The sequence below is a fragment of the Pseudomonas sp. RC3H12 genome (assembly GCF_018596375.1).
GTDB lineage: Bacteria > Pseudomonadota > Gammaproteobacteria > Pseudomonadales > Pseudomonadaceae > Aquipseudomonas.
The window spans coordinates 1,360,255-1,377,309 of sequence record NZ_CP075595.1; the positions used below are offsets into that span (position 1 = coordinate 1,360,255).

The window sequence follows — 17,055 nt, forward strand, 5'->3', positions numbered from 1 at the left end:
CTCGATATGGACTACCCGAAACGCATTCCCAATGTTGGCCTGGTCGGCGGCAAGTTTGCAGATGAAAACGCCACTACCGGCCAGCCTGGCTCATTGATTCCGGCTGCCTGGGGTAACGCGGTCAGCGATGAACTGTTGAACGTGATCAAAGCTGCCGGCCTTACGCCGAGCGAAGACAACAACGCCCAGCTGCTGCAGGCGATCCAAGGGATTGCCGCGAGCGATCTCAAGCCGTCGGTGCGGGTCGCCACCACCGGCCCGATTGCTTTGTCTGGCCTGCAGGCCATAGACGGCATCGCGCTGCCAGCAGGTGGGCGGGTGTTGGTAAAGGATCAGGCTAACGCCGCTCAGAACGGCATCTACGTCGCTTCTGCGAACGCATGGGTGCGTGCTCAGGATGCAAACGAAAATGCCGAGTTCAGTCCCGGTTTCATCGTCGCTGTTCAGGCGGGCAATTTCCACGGCGGCAGCCTCTGGCAATTCAAAAACCAGATGTACCCCACCGTGGGGGCCACGGACCTGACATTTGGCATGCTCTACGGAAAAACCGGCGTAGCGCCGGGCGAGTACCGCAAGGTCAATGTCGACGCTTTGGGCCGCGTCACTGGCGGTAGCAACCCAACTACCCTGGCGGGCTACGGCATCACCGATGCCCTGCACGCGGGCTTAACCGACCAGGTGCCACGCTTCTACGCCCCTAGCCCGGGTACTGACTACACCACAGTGCCGGTTGAGATCCGCGAGGCACAGATGGTTGGCCAGGCGCAGAAGGGGTTTGAGTACGCGCCACGGCTTGGCTTCCACTGGACCAAGGTGGCGTCCGGCTCCCTTGCCATGGACGCCAGCGGAGTGCTGAGCTGGAACGGCAATAGAATCTGGGATTCCAGCAGCTTCAATCCCGACAACAAAGCCGACCGGGAAAACACTTATACCAGGACGCAAGTAGACTCAGCGCTGGCAAAGAAGGCAGACAATGCCAGCATGCTTGCAGAGCTGGGAAAACGGTTATCGATCGATGCCGTGAGCCAGCAGCGGCCGCGACTTGCTTCGCCAAGTGATACCGGGAACTGGGATTCTACAGCGCTCGAAATTCGAGAAGTGCAGCAAGTTGGCGAGTGGGCTCCAGACCAGACTGCCGAGCGATGGGCGCCTGGTATAGCGTTCCATTGGGCCGGCAAGTACGGCGGCAAGCTGCATATGGATGTTACTGGCGTCTTGAAGTGGCAAGGCAGGCCCTTGGCTACGCTTGATAGCCCGGTGTTTACCGGCTCGCCCCGTGCCGATACTGCGCCCGGAAGCGACGAATCGACACGGCTCGCGACGACGGCATTTGTACATGGAACAGTGCGAAACACTGCGTTGCTCACGCTCGGCATGGGTCAGAGCTGGCAAGACGTTAAAGCGTGGCGAGCGCTCAGTACGACTTACACCAACAGCACCGGTAGACCCATCGCGGTCACTGTCACAGGCAGTATCGCGTCCGGCGCGTCGTTGACGGCGGTGGTGAATGGCGTTGTTGCGGCGACGCACTATACAAACGCCGGCTACGCCACCCCGCCTTTCCTGGCTTTCATTGTCCCACCAGGCCATACCTATTCGGTTAACGGCACGGGGGGCGTCACTATCTCTGCGTGGTCGGAGCTTCGGTAATGAAATACTTTCGGAACCCTGAAACAAATGAGGTTTTTGCGTTCGAGTCGGACGGCTCCCAAGATGAGTTTATTGGGCAGGACTTGGTGCCCATGAAACCTGCCGAGGTTGAAGCACATTTGAGCCCGCCATCCCTGTCTCGGGAGCAGATAGCGGCCGCCGAGCGGGCTTGGCGCGATGCGGCTGTGACTGCTGTGCTTTGGCTTCGCGAGCGTCACCGCGACGAACAGGATCTGCAGCGCAGCACCACGCTATCCGATGAGCGGTTCGCCGAGCTGCTGACTTACCTGCAGTCCTTGCGCGACTGGCCCCAGTCAGCGCAATTCCCCGAGATCGAGCACCGGCCCGTTGCACCGCCCTGGATCACTGAACAAACCCAATGAAGCCCCGTACTGACGGGGCTTTTTCTTGCCTGGAGAAAACCATGACTCAATTGCTTCCCCGCGGCGTGCGCAATCGCAACCCGGGAAACATCGATTTCAACCCCACCAACAACTGGGCAGGCCAGATCGGTAAAGAGCCCGGTGGCCGATTTTGCATTTTCGACACGCCGGAGAATGGCATTCGTGCACTCGGCAAGCTGTTGCAGACCTACTACAACAAGCACGGCCTGCGCACTGTGGCAGCGATCATCAAACGCTGGGCACCGGAGGTAGAGAACGACACCGATGCCTACATCCGCACCGTAGCGCAGCGCTGTGGCCTTGCCCCGAGCGATCCGATCAAGGACATCAAGAACCAGCAGGTTTTGGGCGGCCTGGTGCACGCGATCATCAAGCACGAGAACGCGAACTACGAGTATCCGTCGGGGGTATTCGCCGAGGGCTTGCGAAGGGCGCTGGCATGAACATCTGGGGCGTGCGCGTGATTGCGCTGCTGGCTGTGGTCGGTTCGTACTGGCTCGTCTACCAGCACGGCCGATCTGTGGAGCGCGTCCAGGCTGCCACCGCATCAGCACAGCGGGACAGTGGCGACCGCCTAGCTGAGGTGCTGGGTGAGCGAGGGGAGCGGGCAAAGGAGCAACAGCGCGTCGAAGCGCAAGAGGAGGTGAGGGCGCATGCTCAGGAACAACGAAGAGTCGCTGAAGGCGCTGCTGCTGGGGCTGATGCTGCTGGCCAGCGGCTGCACGACGAAGCCGGCAAACTCGCTGCCGCCGTCGGTTGCCCCGGCCAGGATCCCGCCTTTGCCGCTCGAAGCGAGGCAGCCCGCCGCGCCGCCATGGTGCTCTCCGACCTGCTCGCACGGGCTGATGCTCGAGCGGGAGAGCTGGCGGCATCGTATGACCGAGCCAGAATAGCTGGGCTTGCCTGTGAGAAATCCTATAATGCCCTGGTTAAGCCACCAGGATAGGCTTCGGCCGTTCGAGGTGGGTATGAAGGTGTGAGTATTTTGCTCTGCTCAGGTCGAAAGGACGTCGTCGATGCGTAGTTTGTTCATGTGTGCGGCACTGTGTTTGTCAGCCGTAGCCCAAGGTTCGAATTTTGAAATGGACAGTGCAAAGCCGCAGGTACTGAAAGTGGATCGTTGTGCGAATGCTGCGTTTATTGCTGTATCCATTTTGGAAGACAGTGATGATGGAGTTAAACAACATCTCGCATTAACGGGCGCTTTGGAGGGGCTGAGCAAAGGTAAGCTGGGAGAGGCAACACCTACTGCGTTGGAACTGAAGGTCACCCATCAGTATGCCTATCGAGAGTCTATTGGTATGCCCAGGCCCTTCGGCAAGCGTGAACATGACTGGTTGATCGCCCAAGCGGCAGGGGGATGTGTCATGTGGATGCCGCTTGAGGGCTAGAGGCTTAGGGCTTGATGCGCCGCAGCGCGATCAGCACGTTTCGGCAGGAGAAATGTCGTGAAGCGAACCATCGAAGGAATGATTGAGGCGGGTGAGCCCCTTATTCGTGAGGCCATTGAGTCTTTGCGTGCCTACCATAACGCTCAGGACGCTGGAGGTTCGGTAGAAGAGATCGAGCGCTTACGGCTTATCGCGGAGTCCTCATTCCAAGCGGTGACCGATTATCAGCTTTACGCCTTGGGTCACCAGCCACTTTCCCGCCATTGAGCTTCGTTCCGTTCAACAGGGTATCGGGCTGTTATGGCCCGCAGGTCATTCACACGCAGCGATGGGTTGGACTGCTCGCTTTAGCCTGCCGATGGCTTTAGGCAGCTCAAGCAGTATTGCTGCGAATCGTTCCGATTTCTGTCGTTTTTCTGTATTTGAAATGATTTCTTACAACTAGACCTTGGTATTATTTCTTTTTGCAGGAAGATCCGGATGAGTGGTAGTAAGCCCCAATTTCTTGCTTGGCGGACATTATGTAATCTCGCCGACATTTAGCGCTAGGCTTCGCGGGGGCTTTGGGGTGGTAGAGCAAGAGCAAAATCTGGTCATTGCTGACTGGACGGGTAGGTACCTTGGTGCGGGTGTGCTACGAGAGTCAGAATATGATCAAGCCCTAGCAGTAGCCCAGCGTCTTCAGCATTCCGGCTTGGTAAGCTCAACTGAGTGGATTGCAATGGTTCGCCAAGCCAATGCAGCGCTGCTGATGTGCGCTGAAGGCGACTGGACTTAGCCGGTTTCGTCTTATCCAGAAAAGAAAAAGCCCGCAGGGGAGCGCGGGCGAACGTAGGAGATCGGATGAGCGTTTACTGTGCAGGATTTGACGTGAAAAAAGCGTGAAGGCAAAAAGGCCTGAATCTCCTCTGGTTTCCTAGAGCTTCTAAAATCGGTTCCAAAACTGAAATTACGACCCTTGGGCTATGCGGCCTGTAGCCGAGCCACCTCGGGTTAGTTTTGGAATCGATTTTTGCGTTGACGCCTTGATAAATGGATGCTTATGGTACGGTCTTGAAAACCGTCGATGGGCAACTATCCTAGAGTTCTTATCTAAGGTTCCTTCCAGTTGCAGCTTGTTGTATCGCGTCATCGGAACAAACGGGGAATTGGCAGAGTGGTTGAATGCACCGGTCTTGAAAACCGGCGAACGTTAATCGCGTTTCCAGGGTTCGAATCCCTGGTTCCCCGCCGCGAATTCAGTAAAATCAAGGGTTTAGATGAAAGTCTAGACCCTTTTTTTGTGCGTTTTGCTTTTGAAAAACGCCAATTTTCCTATCAAATCCGTGCCTGATCACCTTCCTCTTTAAGGCGCAATCATCAAATTGCACGTTGTTGCGTGCTATTGCATCTTGCGTATTTCGTTTGACCTCTCGGGTGCCATGGAGGCGAGATAGCGGTCGCTTATGTTGAGTGACTAAAACGTTCAGAGCTGGTCGACGTCCCTGGCAAAAAAGCAAGCTTGATTCGGCTCTATGCACTGCTTTGGTGGGGAGGGGCGGGAGTTAAGGAGTGCTTCTCAACCTCGAGATCGCGCCAGCCTGAGGCAGTCGGCAGGATGCTTTCAGGTTATCTCGCTGTGGGTAATGTCGCTCCTAGGAGGAGAGGCCGAGGGTTGATCCAGTTTTGGCTGAAAGATCCCCGGCGAAACCCTGCAGAAGCCCAACACTTTCAGAGTTCGCTGCAAGTCGCGCACACTCAGACAGTTGGCCTGCGGTGTTCTAATGGAAGGCTTGTGCGCGTTCGCGATGCATTCTCCTTATAGCCCTCCCTGCCGCCTGATCCTCGCCAAAGGCCACCTTACCTGCGTGACTGGTACTCGTAGTGGTGGCTGGCGTGGCTAACTCATCAGTCCCGATCAAATGAATTGCGTCAGGCTTCCTTTATTGGAAAGCGATGCTAGGGGAGGGCGTTGTCCCAAAAGCCGGGCAATCTCCATCATTCTGTCGCTAAATCTTAATAATACTCATTATATTTTTGGCTGTGTAGAATGGTGTTGCCTGCACGGCAATCTGCTCAGAGTCCCGGAGACAGCGTTTTTATGCGGTTTCTGGAAAATGCCTACCCCTACAGTATCAGTCCTTTTTCATGAGTAAAAAGCGGTAAAGAGCGCGTATTAAAAACGATATACTTTTGGCATACTCTAAGTTGCAATTAAATAATTGCAGCTTGTTGATTTGTGAAAATTCCTGTGGAAGGATGCGCCGAAATTCGGAGCGATACGGTGCCGAATTATCTCCATAGGTATTAATCAGTTTATGAAGCATGTTGAACTATATGAGACGGTGCGCAATGGTATTCCTACATTTAGGATTCTCTCGCCGGACTCAATGCTGTGTGAGTTTTTTGATAGCTGGGCGTATCAGCTGGCCAAAGCGAAAAAATGGTTGACCGCTAAGGCGTACTGTTATGCGGTTGCGGAAAAGCTTAATTATATTCATCAGGTTGGTTTGAATTATGGTGGCCTAACTCCGCTCTTGCTTAATGAGGCTCTGGATAGCTACGAAAGCTATTTGGTATTTGGGGTCGATAGCGATTCCGTAATTGCGCGAGATGCAGCAAAGGTTCTTGGGTCGCGTAATTTTAGCGGATCTTCTGTTGCTGTGAATTTGGCCGGCTGTAATAATTTCATTGCATCAAGCGAAGCAATGCGAAATGGCTTGTTGCAAATGCAGGAAAGTGGATATGTCTCAGACGTGGCGCTGTCTATGGTACCGCTCACTGTAGCAAAGTATGCCGATGCGCCTAGAAATATTAGCGCCGCTATTAAGGCGAACAGCTGGTTTGCAGGTTGCTTGGCCGGAGGTGCTAAAAAGATAAAAAGACAAAGGCTCGCGGCAACATCAAAGCCACAGTTGATGGCGCGCACTGACGAATTCGGAGGTGACCAGACGGCGTTCCCTATCGATAAATGCGTCGAGTTGATCGAAAGCGCAGAATGCTTGCGGGACAAAGTGCTTTGGTCTTTCCTGGCTGCAGCAGGGTGTCGAATTTCTGAAGCGCTGACTATCATCATGGACGACATTGTGGTGAACCCAGAAAGCCCACAAAACAATCGGGTTTACATTGTCGATCCCGACACTCGGCGAGATATTCTGATGAAGTATATCCCTGAGGCAAAGCTGAACAAGCTTGAGCACAAAGGGCGAGACAAACCGGATACTTTCCTGATTGAGCCGTTTGCATCCATTTTTTGGGCAAATCTTGGCCTTTATCATGAAGAAGAGATTGCAAAGGAAAAGGCGAGGCATAGACCTGTCATCCACCCTTTTTTGTTCCGCAATATGCGCGACGGCGGAGCAATGCCGTCATCCTACCAGGCGGTATGGGAGCGCTTTAATAAAGCAGCATTCAATTTGACTGGTACTAGCTACGGGTTTCACTCACTTCGTCATATGTATGCTTACTACTTGGTAAACCATTGCCCAAATCCGAGGGATCCAAGTCGGTTTGGGCTTGACTTAAAAATGGTACAGCTTTTGATGGGCCACAAGTCGATCAAATCCACAGAGCGTTACGCCCGGAAGGATGCAAGGATGCTTGAGGCGACTTTTGCTGCCATGAACATGATTCGTATGTCGACTAAAAATTTTAGTGTTGTAAAGGTACAGCTTCAGCACCTTGAGAGTGAGGTTGAGCAAATCAAAAAACACCTTGAAGGGGGCGCCCAGTGATGATCAATCTTAGTAAGGATAAGGCAGTCTGGTTGGTGCCCGAAGGCGAAGTTATCGCAGCTTTCAAGAAGGCAGTATCTTTTGTTCGGAACATTTATCGGAAGGCCTCAAAAGGCAGGGGTAGTTCGGCAGAAAAAATTGAGTATTGTTTCAATAGCTATGGCCTTGACTTTAGTGGTTGGGAACTAGCTCACATTGAGCGTTTGCTTGAGTCGACGTATCGTGGATCAAATACCCGGATTGGGGATATTGATCGATCATATCACGGATTGCCGGAGAGTTATGATATGACGCTATCCCAATTCGTTCGGATGGTTTTTATCACTCTTTGGGCACGCAAAGTTTTCATTGCTCCCTTATCTATACAGACAATTAACCATCAAGTCGAAATTTTCGATGAGCTATGCTGCAATCTCGATCTTGAGTGCCTTACTATCATTCGCGGTGTGCATCCCGACTCTGAGATTGAGAGTATTTACAAGCGTGATGAGTTCAACGACGGAAGCAGTCGAGTAAGCTTTTGGTTGAGACTTTTGCTGAGCACCGACTTCTACACCGTTGATGACATTACCGAGGAAGGTTGTAAGGTTCTCTTTGATGGGGCTAATGGTTCGGGAAAGTTGCCGCTTCGAAGATATTATGTAAATGATTTTTTGTTGACCATTACCCATCCCCGGCCATCTAGTAAAAAGATGGTAGAGAGTATCATTAGCGGGTACCAGGAGGTTAAGCGAAAGTGCAAGCCTGAAAGGGTGTACAAAGGACGTAGAATAGCGACAAAGACAAAGCACATGAAGAGCTCTGCGCAGCAGGCTCATGAGGCGGCGCTCAAAATGGCTCGTTCTCTAGCCAATGGTGAGACTGAGTTTAATTTCGAACTCATGTTTAAGACACATTTCCCCGCGCACCGCATCAAAGGGCTCTTCAGCTTGGGAGAGTCGAATGACCGACTGCCTTTCTTTGAGGAATCGCATCCTCAAGTGAAAAATTTTGCCATGCATATGGATCAGGTGTTTGGCTCATTCATGAAGTCCAAGCGTCTGCAGCGCTCGAGCAACTATTCGTTTTTACGAAATCTGTACATGAGCTATCTGACAGCTTACTTGCCTAGCTTCTATATGCGGCGTGATGGATCACTTGAGAACTACCCTAGGACTCTGAATGAATTTAACTGCAGCCTTTATTTTACTCATGAGTCGGTTTTTTTGGATGGTGTTATAAGGTTTGATAAGGTGCCGCCGAGGACTTTTTTGGGGTACATGGAGGAGTATGCTAGGGCGCACGGTTGGGTGAACGAAACGCATTATGCGCGAGTATTGGTGATTGACCATTTCTGCCAATATATCGAAAGCAACAGGCTTGTGCTGCCGGATGCGGATAAATTTAAATGCAATTTTACAAGTGCCTGCTATCCAGCCGTTGAGAAAAAATCAGGTACGAAAAAAAGGCCGATCCCTCGGCCTTATTTTGCAACATTCTTGAGTATGCTCTACAGTCTGGAGATCTCACTGATCATATCAATAATATGCCGTACTATGATGGTCAGGATGAAAAAGATATTAACTGTGGGGTCTTGAATGGGCAGCTTTGCCAACCTAGCCTGACAGATTTGCTTAACAGTCATGCTTGGGCTGGGCTTTTTTCTAAGGAAGTGAGGGGGGTTGGGGAGGTTAACCAATCACTGCTTAACTATACGCCAATTTTCTACCATGAGGGTAAGATTCATCGGTTTGAGGTGCTTCCTAGATTTTATAAGGTTGTAGATTTTGAGCTTATGGGTAATGTGGTTCAACGCATTTCGCCAAACTCGGTTCGCCTGACCATTCTAATGTGTGAAACAGGGCTGCGCCAACAACATCTGATGTGGCTTAATAAAGAAAAGTACGACTGCGTCTTGGATAGGTATTGGAAAAGTCCGTTGGCACCTCTTTTTGTTAGCTCGGATAAGTCGCACGGAGAGTGGACGGCGATTGTTTCGCGCCATGTGATCGATGTTTTGGATCGCCAAAGGGCCTGGTATGACTCCTGCAGCTCTGAGTCTTACAAAGAGAATCTTTGGTATGGATTCACCAAGGGCTCAAAATTTGGGCAGTTCAAGCCGCTCTTCAGAGAAATTGGAGTTGGTGATAGCCAGTGGGCTAATTATCGGCATTACCCTGTTTACCTACTGATGCTCCAACATTTCATCAGGGAGGTCATGCAAGACGATACTGGTGATGACATTGTGTTTCTGAAAGGGGGAGACGGTAAGCGTGAGCCGGTTAAGGGCTATGATCATGCCTATCTGAGCACACTTTCTGCCGATGGCTTCACCAGTCCTCATACCCCGCACGGATTGAGGGCTGGGTTTGTGTCCGAAGCTATGCGTTTTCTACCGCCTTCGTTGATCGGTCAGTTCATGACAGGCCAGACTGAAGAGCTGGTTTGGTACTACACCTTGTTTGACGGCGAAAACATGCCGGATCATCAGAAGCTACTGGCTGATTATATGCTGAAGAATATGGACAAGCTGAGTGGCGGCGAGGCCCCAGAGCTAGCGGAGGCTGCATTGAGGCTGAATGCAAGGCTGGGAGCAAGCATTCATAAAGACCCTGTGAAGGCTATTGATATGCATGGCCTGATTAGCTTGACGGGGGTCAGGGAAGAACAGAGCGGCTTAGAGGTCTTGCGTGCTCGGCGATACACCAAGCTAGCCTATAATCTATGTCATATCTGTCCGTTTGATAATCGTTGTCCTGAAGAAGTGGTAAAGCAACTTGGGGCAGGTCGGCCGTGCGCGCTTTGCCCATACGCCATCCGTGGGGTAGACCACCTGCCAGCTATCAGTGCGGAAAAAGATAAGTCTAAAGAAGTTATGAAGGAAATCCTGCAGAAATTACGCGAGTACCGAGCGTTGAAGCCTTCTGCGCGGAACCCTCAGGTGATGGAGAACCTGAATATGGAGTATGATCATCATGCCAGAGAGGCGTATGCACTTGAAGCCATTGAGCAGCAGCTCTATCTGATGGCCAAGCGTGGCGAATATAAAAGCTATTTTATTCCTGAGAAGGAGGGGGTCGTTGCGCACCTTGAGAGGGTTAATGTTTCGGAGGCTGAGCACGTTCTGAAGCGTTTAGTTGATGTCCAAAACTTCCCAGACGCAGCAAGTGAGAGCTTGAACAAGAAATTTGCCTATATGCGGATGGCCATGCTGGTGCAGCAGGGTAAATTTGATGAGCTTCTCCGCGTTGATCCAAGGCAACCGTGCCACCAACTAACCTCTCAAATCTCCAGTATGATGACTGCCGGGGTGCTTGATGTTCGGGATGTGATTAAAATTGGCCATACTGTTGCTAACCCGTCAGTGGAAGCTAAGCCTGTTCGCTTGATTGCTTCAACTCTGGGTGTAGCATCAGTTGAAGACTGATTACTGTGGCTTCGAACGCAAGGCTGGACTGACTTGATAACACGCTAGCCCCGCTACTGTATATTTCAGTAGCGAGGGCTCGCTATGTCAGTAATAACTTGGGCGCCCGCAACAACGGTTGATGAGGCTGTAATGGTTACTGACCTATCGCATAGGGCTCGATTTTATGCAGCGTAAAGACACATTTCAGGAACACAGGGATTCGCATAAGGCAGCACGTATTGCTCATATTCATAGTGCTCTTAAGGTGCTATCTAGGGCTAATTATAAGAACATTACCAGTCTTGCTAGGGGTGTGGCTAAGATTGTTACAGAGTATGAGCTTAGCCGAAATCTTAGCTTGCCGGAGCATAATAGAGAGAGTAATTTAAAGCCAGTAAGTCATGTTACGCTACTTAGGAACTCTGACTATCGAAAAATACTCGAAAAGACTATTGAGTCGGAGGAGGTTGCAGCTCTACCGACATCGATTAGCGCTTCTGATTATGAAGCGTTGAAGATACGAAATGCAGGGCTCGAAGGGCAGGTTGCTCAGCTAAAACATACTATAATAAATCTAGACTCTGGTGGCTTATTGGTGTCTGGGGATTCGGAGCAGTTGAAGGAAGAAATCGTCAAGCTTAGCGGAGACATAAAATTTCTGATAGCATTTATCGATGGTATGCAGAGCGAAGCTATGGATGTATTCGTTATTGTTAAGCCTGGTGAGGAAAGTTTGGAATATAGTGAGCCTGGGTATCACGGGGTCATGAATATGGTTGCAACTTATGATGAGCTTATCCGTCTTGAAATGCTGCGACGGAAATTTGATGCGTAGAAATTAGGGTGCTGTACAAAATAGATGTCGCCACTGCATGGAGTAGGCTGGGGAGGCCATAGCGGCGAGCTTTCTCGAGGTTGTTAACGCGTGTCATGAGACGGAAAAATCTCAGCGCTGGAAGCTCGACGATTGGGTTTCTCGGGTTTCATACGCATTCTAGGGTTTAATGACCTTTGCGACCATGGCACCAAAGACAGCCACTGCAACCGTCGCTTTGCCTATGTCAGCAATGTTACCGGTGCACTGCGGACAGAGCTCATCGTCGTAGTATTCGCCGCCCTTTGCGTAGTTGTTGCACCCTGGGCTGCGGCAGACGTAGATATCTTCACTGCATGCCGGGCAGGCGCATCTGTCACGTCTAACCAGGTTTTCCTCGATGACAAGAGGCATGATCATTTCAGCGCAGAACGGGCAGACGCCCTTCGACTTTGTGCTCATGATGCTTCCCTACAGAGGACGCACAGCGATTCGGGTGGAACGGCACTTAGGGCAGTAGTTAGGTGTGCCAAAGCCTGCACGGCTCTTCCATTTGTTGCCACAGACGGGTTTTTTGGGGTCAAGGCATTCAGCCCAGTAGACCTGATCTTTTTTTGCGACAGCCATTAGCGCTCTCCATTTTTAAGGTATGGACGTGAGCATAGGAGTGGCTCTGTGAAATGTATACTGCCGAATTACCGGATTTAACTTAATAAGAATCAATTGGTTAGCGAGCTGTATTTATATACAGCTCTATAACGTATTGATTTATCGACATAAAATTTGCTGGTTGTGTAGATTTGGCGAGGAATCAAAATGACATTATGTGAACTGCGTCACAATGCCTTGGTTTCGGATGGAAACTCGGCGATGGAACTTCGCGGCTCTGAGTCGTGACCTTGGCCACGTACACCCTTCTCCTTTCTGGCGCCGATAGCTCCTCAGGCGAGCGTTTCAGGGGACTAAACCCCGCTTTATGATGACTGTGTGATGGTCACCGATACCATCAGGCCTGCCACCACCCACTCCCCACCTGGATGACCTGCCTTCTTGGCTACCGCTCACCCTGCAGTGTTAAACTGCCATCATCATTGGTGTGAAAGGGATTTTCCTGTGAAGTCTGTTGTTGCCTGGGTCATAGACCGCTGGGTATGGATCGCTATGCCCTTACTCATTGCGGTGTTGGGGTATGCCCTGTTTTCTACCTACGCCGAAAAGCTTCCCTACGTATCCAGCAACCACTCAGCGTGGGCGAGCTTTGGTGCCTTGCTCGCTGGCTTTTTCACACTGACGAGTACGCTAGCCACTGTCGCAACCCTCCTGTTCCTAGCTCGCCAGAACAAGGAAATGCAGAAGGTTACTCAGGCCCAGCTCGCTGCGATGACGTTCGATCGGTATATCAGTCACCGAAAGCTTTTCATCGAGCTGCTGAATGAGCAAGAAGAGAGCCTGCTGAGGGTCTTTAGGTTTCGCGATCCTACGCTACTGTACAACGCGGTATTTCCTGATAATTCGCTGCATAACTGTGCTCTGATTATCACCCCGGAATTTGATGAAAATGGAGATGGCACCAATCATCTAGGTAAGCTTTCGGCGAAGTTGGAGCGATTAAAGAGAGCCTTGGCTAAAACAGCTGCGAGTGAGTCGGATCATTTAGCATTTGTTTTTGAGCTGATCAACCTTGGTTATGATTTGCTCATGATCGAACAGCGTCGCGACGCGCGCGAAGGGGATATTTTGTTCCACAGTAGGGCGCTGGGTCTCAATGTATTCATGCTCGACAGCTTTGTGCAAGATGCGGTGAAGCTGGCCAATACAATCTTCACGTTTACGAAAAGCCCTACTGTCGATGTGGGGGGCTTCCATGCTTGCTCCACGGATCTGAAGGGTTGGGTTGCGAGGGAGTTGTACTCGCCACGCAGGCCATCCGAGTTAACGGTATTCAGTAATAATTCTCACGTCCCAGATTTGTTATGGGTAAGAGGCTCTCTTGCAGTGGTTCTAGAAGTTGATGAGGCGTTTATCAATGCTAAACGGCGCCTCGATAAGAGTTTTGCTTCGGTTCAGAGTGTTGAGCGATTGAGGGATAAAGCTGTACTGAAGCAGCTGACTGAGGATTGTATTACTGATGTCAGGTCAAAATTTGACAAGATGAGCGGTGGTGAACATTTTGAGCTGATAGGCGAAATCTCATCGCGCCTTCATCGGATCAAAAATCATTTGTGAATTATCAAAGGGAGTTGTGAATGACTACGCATGTGCATCAAGGTGATACGAATTTTGGGTATTTGCCCGTAAAGACGCTTTTATTAGCTTTTGCGGTGGCTCTGCTGTTTCGAATCGCAGGGTGGGATGCTAAGTTTTTAGAGGGTAATGCGTCATGGCCTAACCTTGCCATGGCCATTATGATGACGTCTGTCCTTATCGTGATTTACTTTTTCACGGCATTGCATCCTTATGACGGCAACAAGTTTATGCAAGGGGTGCGAAAGCTAATTGTCGAGTACGTTAAGTTTTCTTTCGAGCTGGGATTCTTTGCGATTGGCTTCATCATTGTGGTCGAATACGGGTACGTTGGATATTGGGAGTTGCTACTGGTTTGGCTGCCCGTGTATCTGCTCATGTTCATTGCATTCAATCACGTGTTACTCCTGGTTCACGGTGGTACGGGCGCTACTATTCGACTGGCCAACTGGGTGGACGAAAAGAAGGGTTGGAAGCTGAATGTCACAATCGTAGGTAACAGCGATGCATGCAGGATGCTGGGTATGTGTTTCACAATCGTCTTCGGTGCTGCTCTTGTCTATGTCATTAAACTCTAAGAAACCAGTTCTTAGGGTTGGATGTTTCTATTCATTCACCTCGATTACCTAGTTTTATGAATCGGATATGACGCCCCGGAGTGGTACTGCCCGGGGCTTCTCCCTCAAGTGCATCTGCTCCAACTGTCCTTACGGCCTTAGAGGCCGTTAGGATTTCTTCCAATAATCCCGCACGCTAGTCAACGCCAGGCCAAGCTGATCCGCAACCTGCTGCTGTTTCATGCCGGCGGCCTTGAGGGCGAGGACTGCAGCTTCGTTGTCAGCGTTGAGCGGCTTGCCGCGTTTCCGCTTGACGAGGTTGCCGTCCTCGTCGAATTGCTCGGTCAGCGCCTTCAATCCTCCCTCAGCCTCAAACGCAGCCACGTGGGTTAACGCTCTCCCTACGACCGTGAGGGCCGGCTCATTCTGTTTTTTGGCAATGGACATCGCGAGCATGGCGAGCGGGTCGACGCCGAGGCTCTCCGCAATCTGCTCGAGCTGCTCGATGGTGATGCTCGTCTTGGCGTTTTCCAGGGCGCTGATTTTGGTGCGGTCAGTCGCTTCAGACAGATCGGCGTATCGGGCCCCCCTGACGTGGCGAAAAGCGCGTAGCACGCCGGCGAAGGCAATCCTGAGCTGCATAGTTCATCCAAAAGTCAGGATATAGCCATAGCTGAGCTTTGCGGATAAACGGTAATTCACTGTATTATCCGTATCCTGTGGATGGCCCTGGATGGCACGTCTAGGTGAGAGAGGGGTGGTCGGACGCCACGAGGCTTCTCTGCAGTAGCACCAGCGAGGTGAGGAATTGGACACCGCTGACATCGAGCTCTTTAGCGAACCGTCAGAGTGGCGGGAGGGCGCAAGCGGGGATGAGGCTCAGCTGATCGAGCTTGTCACTGGCCGCTACCCGGCCAAGGCGTACTGCCTGGTTCGGGACTGGACATTGTTCCGCGCGAAGCTCACTGAAGCTGAGCTTGCGAAGGTATCAGCGGCCGGAAACATCCCCTTATTCCTGCTTGCTCACAATGTGCTGGCAGATAGCGCTGGCCGCTTCCAGCCGGGCAATTGGGTGCGCTCGAGCATCGGTGTGGCGCTCGTGGACGGGTATTTCTTTGAGACCCGAAACACGGTGTATGTGCTCGTTGGAGATGGAGCGGAGCAGAAGGCTTCGCTCAAAACGATCTTCTCATTTTATTGACACACACGAGCAAGGGCTCGCGGCTGAGGCTGATGTTTAGAACAAACGCGACAGATATGGCGGGCGTACCAGGCATGTTTGGAGAGGGCCTGGCTCACTGGCATGGGGTATCTAGGGCCTTGTCGACTCACTGGTATCACGTAAGTGTGAAAAGGCGGATGGGTGGTCGCTTTGTCTCCAGTGAAGAGATGCTGAATGACGAGCCTCGACTGCATGAGCTAGTCAGTGCTCAAGGCGACGATCTGCAGATCCAGGACGTGCAGGTGGTGACGCCTGGGCGGCTGAATGGCTCTGCGACATGGCGTATGGAGCGACTGAGGTCTGTGTCTATGGGCTTTGACAGGAACGACTGCCCGGTATGCCTGCTCGAGGTCGAGAGTGGTCAGATCTACAACGACTCCCATGAGGGTGGGTTTGATCATGACTCTCTTCGTCAGGTGAGAGAGCTGTACCGGGCTCCGGTGTAATTTCATTTCGTGATCAGTTTTTGGCTGGGTTCAGCCATGCAAGGAGCTTTACGTGGCAGCGTCAAATACCTACTCCATCGATTTGCACAGCAGGCGGTACACGGATTTTGATCTTCTGCGCATTGCGCGCGCCGCAGGCCAAGGGTACGCAGAGCCTGTCACCGCGTACCTAGTGAACGCGCAGATCATTGCTGCTTGTGCTGTTGGTGTTGTTTTCGGCCATGTAAATGCTAGCCCGGATGGGCGATTTGCTGACGGGCACTACCTACGCAGCTCTGACATCCAGTCGTTGCATAAGGAGGGGCGATTCTGGGTAGCGACTACTCAACGTTCCCGTTACGTCATTGCTACTTTCCGGAAGGATGGTGGGCGTGCAGGCCTGCGGGAGTTTTTGAAGGGCGGGGCTAAAACCTTTTTCACAAGCCCGAACCGGCTCCAGTAAATCCTAATTTTTGAACAAGGTAGCTCTATTCAGAGCTGCCTGCGGTCTCCCTTTGCCTATCGCTAGGCATTGGATTTTTTGACAGGAGTTGTATTGTGGCAGCCACTGATTACATCAAGGTCTCTGGGAAGCTTGAAGATATTCGTGTTTTTGAGCATCGAGAGGGAAGTGTCCAGGTCATCATGAAAATTGATGGTGTGCTGGTTCCAAACACTGTCATTCCCACTCAGCTCTATGAAGAGATTGAAGCTGGTAAGCACTACGATTTTTATTGTGTGTACAAGAAGTCAAAAAATAAGCTCAAAAATCACGGGGCTGTGTATGCGTTTAAAGAGGAGGGCGGGCGGATTCGCAGCCTTACCAAGCTTCGCTTGGCCACACCTGTGTATATGATGTTCCATGGAGCTATTTGGTTTGTCGTGGCATACGTAGCAGTATTTCTTCTTGCGCTTCTACCAGTGCTCGCAAAACACCCTACGACGGGAGCTATTCCCGTTTTGCACAGCTACTCGATGATGGGTGGGGCAATTCCTGGAATGTACTTCCTTTGGCGTGCTATTGATTTCTGGCGCAAGTCGGCGGATTTGGAAGCCTGGCCAAGTGTCGCCCCGAGTGTTGTGGTTGAGCGGTTCAGTAAGCTTCACAACTAAAGTCCAGTGCGCTTGGGCGTGCCGCTTTGCGTCCAGGCTGTCGTAAACCGAGTCCCGCTCGGCGGGTCTCGGCCCTGCGGGCTTCCATCCTTCACGCCTCCGGCCAAGGGCCTGCGCGCTCCGCTTACATAGAT

16 protein-coding genes and 1 tRNA gene are annotated in these 17,055 nt (G+C 51.6%); 15 read left to right on the forward strand and 2 right to left on the reverse strand.

From position 1 onward, the window contains the following. Positions 1 to 6: 6 nt before the first annotated feature. The 11 genes from KHO27_RS06395 (at position 7) to KHO27_RS06445 (ending at position 11,381) form a co-directional block, all read left to right on the forward strand. Entirely contained in the window at positions 7 to 1,650 is a 1,644-nt protein-coding gene (locus KHO27_RS06395; protein ID WP_214501409.1) for a hypothetical protein, read from the forward strand. Next, complete coding sequence (locus tag KHO27_RS06400) at positions 1,650 to 2,033, forward strand: tail fiber assembly protein (RefSeq protein ID WP_214501410.1); 384 nt, start codon at positions 1,650 to 1,652, stop codon at positions 2,031 to 2,033. The genes KHO27_RS06395 and KHO27_RS06400 overlap by 1 nt, the downstream gene beginning before the upstream one ends. Before the next feature lie 41 nt (positions 2,034 to 2,074). Beyond that, positions 2,075 to 2,497: a structural protein gene (locus KHO27_RS06405; protein WP_214501971.1), complete on the forward strand. Its 423-nt coding sequence runs from the start codon at positions 2,075 to 2,077 to the stop codon at positions 2,495 to 2,497. Between the two features lie 210 nt (positions 2,498 to 2,707). Beyond that, on the forward strand, positions 2,708 to 2,947 hold the full coding sequence (locus KHO27_RS26515; RefSeq protein WP_502937600.1) for a hypothetical protein: 240 nt from the start codon (positions 2,708 to 2,710) through the stop codon (positions 2,945 to 2,947). Between the two features lie 123 nt (positions 2,948 to 3,070). Further along, entirely contained in the window at positions 3,071 to 3,445 is a 375-nt protein-coding gene (locus KHO27_RS06415) for a hypothetical protein (protein ID WP_225933369.1), read from the forward strand. 78 nt (positions 3,446 to 3,523) lie between these two features. Beyond that, positions 3,524 to 3,712 (forward strand): hypothetical protein, encoded by a 189-nt coding sequence (locus KHO27_RS06420; RefSeq protein ID WP_111533091.1) that lies wholly within the window; start codon positions 3,524 to 3,526, stop codon positions 3,710 to 3,712. Positions 3,713 to 4,587: 875 nt separating this feature from the next. Next, a tRNA-Ser gene (locus KHO27_RS06425) sits at positions 4,588 to 4,675 on the forward strand. A gap of 1,067 nt (positions 4,676 to 5,742) precedes the next feature. Next, entirely contained in the window at positions 5,743 to 7,158 is a 1,416-nt protein-coding gene (locus KHO27_RS06430) for a tyrosine-type recombinase/integrase (protein ID WP_214501412.1), read from the forward strand. After that, complete coding sequence (locus KHO27_RS06435) at positions 7,155 to 8,735, forward strand: hypothetical protein (RefSeq protein WP_214501413.1); 1,581 nt, start codon at positions 7,155 to 7,157, stop codon at positions 8,733 to 8,735. Before KHO27_RS06430 ends, KHO27_RS06435 begins: the two co-directional genes overlap by 4 nt. Further along, positions 8,684 to 10,564 carry a hypothetical protein gene (locus KHO27_RS06440; RefSeq protein WP_214501414.1) on the forward strand — a complete coding sequence of 627 codons (1,881 nt, stop codon included), beginning with the start codon at positions 8,684 to 8,686 and terminating at the stop codon, positions 10,562 to 10,564. Before KHO27_RS06435 ends, KHO27_RS06440 begins: the two co-directional genes overlap by 52 nt. A 166-nt stretch (positions 10,565 to 10,730) precedes the next feature. Beyond that, positions 10,731 to 11,381 (forward strand): hypothetical protein, encoded by a 651-nt coding sequence (locus KHO27_RS06445; RefSeq protein ID WP_214501415.1) that lies wholly within the window; start codon positions 10,731 to 10,733, stop codon positions 11,379 to 11,381. Between the two features lie 159 nt (positions 11,382 to 11,540). Here KHO27_RS06445 and KHO27_RS06450 read toward each other — a convergent pair whose 3' ends face one another. After that, on the reverse strand, positions 11,541 to 11,822 hold the full coding sequence (locus KHO27_RS06450; RefSeq protein WP_214501416.1) for a hypothetical protein: 282 nt from the start codon (positions 11,820 to 11,822) through the stop codon (positions 11,541 to 11,543). A 651-nt stretch (positions 11,823 to 12,473) separates the two neighbouring features. Between KHO27_RS06450 and KHO27_RS06455 the strand changes: the two genes are divergently transcribed. After that, on the forward strand, positions 12,474 to 13,586 hold the full coding sequence (locus tag KHO27_RS06455; RefSeq protein ID WP_214501417.1) for a hypothetical protein: 1,113 nt from the start codon (positions 12,474 to 12,476) through the stop codon (positions 13,584 to 13,586). A gap of 20 nt (positions 13,587 to 13,606) precedes the next feature. Beyond that, entirely contained in the window at positions 13,607 to 14,182 is a 576-nt protein-coding gene (locus KHO27_RS06460; protein ID WP_214501418.1) for a hypothetical protein, read from the forward strand. Positions 14,183 to 14,329: 147 nt separating this feature from the next. Here KHO27_RS06460 and KHO27_RS06465 read toward each other — a convergent pair whose 3' ends face one another. Beyond that, entirely contained in the window at positions 14,330 to 14,803 is a 474-nt protein-coding gene (locus KHO27_RS06465; RefSeq protein ID WP_214501419.1) for a helix-turn-helix domain-containing protein, read from the reverse strand. Between the two features lie 166 nt (positions 14,804 to 14,969). Between KHO27_RS06465 and KHO27_RS06470 the strand changes: the two genes are divergently transcribed. Both KHO27_RS06470 and KHO27_RS06475 read left to right on the forward strand, forming a co-directional pair. Beyond that, positions 14,970 to 15,362 (forward strand): DUF6957 family protein, encoded by a 393-nt coding sequence (locus tag KHO27_RS06470; RefSeq protein WP_214501420.1) that lies wholly within the window; start codon positions 14,970 to 14,972, stop codon positions 15,360 to 15,362. A gap of 1,004 nt (positions 15,363 to 16,366) precedes the next feature. Next, positions 16,367 to 16,921, forward strand: a complete 555-nt coding sequence (locus KHO27_RS06475; protein WP_214501421.1) for a hypothetical protein — start codon at positions 16,367 to 16,369, stop codon at positions 16,919 to 16,921. Positions 16,922 to 17,055: the final 134 nt, after the last annotated feature.

Bases quoted from the DNA above. Each gene is read 5' to 3' on its own strand.
- KHO27_RS06440 (WP_214501414.1), top strand. From the start codon at position 8,684: ATGCCGTACTATGATGGTCAGGATGAAAAAGATATTAACTGTGGGGTC.
- KHO27_RS06415 (WP_225933369.1), top strand. From the start codon at position 3,071: ATGCGTAGTTTGTTCATGTGTGCGGCACTGTGTTTGTCAGCCGTAGCC.
- KHO27_RS06445 (WP_214501415.1), top strand. From the start codon at position 10,731: ATGCAGCGTAAAGACACATTTCAGGAACACAGGGATTCGCATAAGGCA.
- KHO27_RS26515 (WP_502937600.1), top strand. From the start codon at position 2,708: ATGCTCAGGAACAACGAAGAGTCGCTGAAGGCGCTGCTGCTGGGGCTG.
- KHO27_RS06460 (WP_214501418.1), top strand. From the start codon at position 13,607: ATGACTACGCATGTGCATCAAGGTGATACGAATTTTGGGTATTTGCCC.
- KHO27_RS06420 (WP_111533091.1), top strand. From the start codon at position 3,524: ATGATTGAGGCGGGTGAGCCCCTTATTCGTGAGGCCATTGAGTCTTTG.
- KHO27_RS06400 (WP_214501410.1), top strand. From the start codon at position 1,650: ATGAAATACTTTCGGAACCCTGAAACAAATGAGGTTTTTGCGTTCGAG.
- KHO27_RS06465 (WP_214501419.1), bottom strand. From the start codon at position 14,803: ATGCAGCTCAGGATTGCCTTCGCCGGCGTGCTACGCGCTTTTCGCCAC.
- KHO27_RS06395 (WP_214501409.1), top strand. From the start codon at position 7: ATGGACTACCCGAAACGCATTCCCAATGTTGGCCTGGTCGGCGGCAAG.
- KHO27_RS06405 (WP_214501971.1), top strand. From the start codon at position 2,075: ATGACTCAATTGCTTCCCCGCGGCGTGCGCAATCGCAACCCGGGAAAC.
- KHO27_RS06450 (WP_214501416.1), bottom strand. From the start codon at position 11,822: ATGAGCACAAAGTCGAAGGGCGTCTGCCCGTTCTGCGCTGAAATGATC.
- KHO27_RS06430 (WP_214501412.1), top strand. From the start codon at position 5,743: ATGAAGCATGTTGAACTATATGAGACGGTGCGCAATGGTATTCCTACA.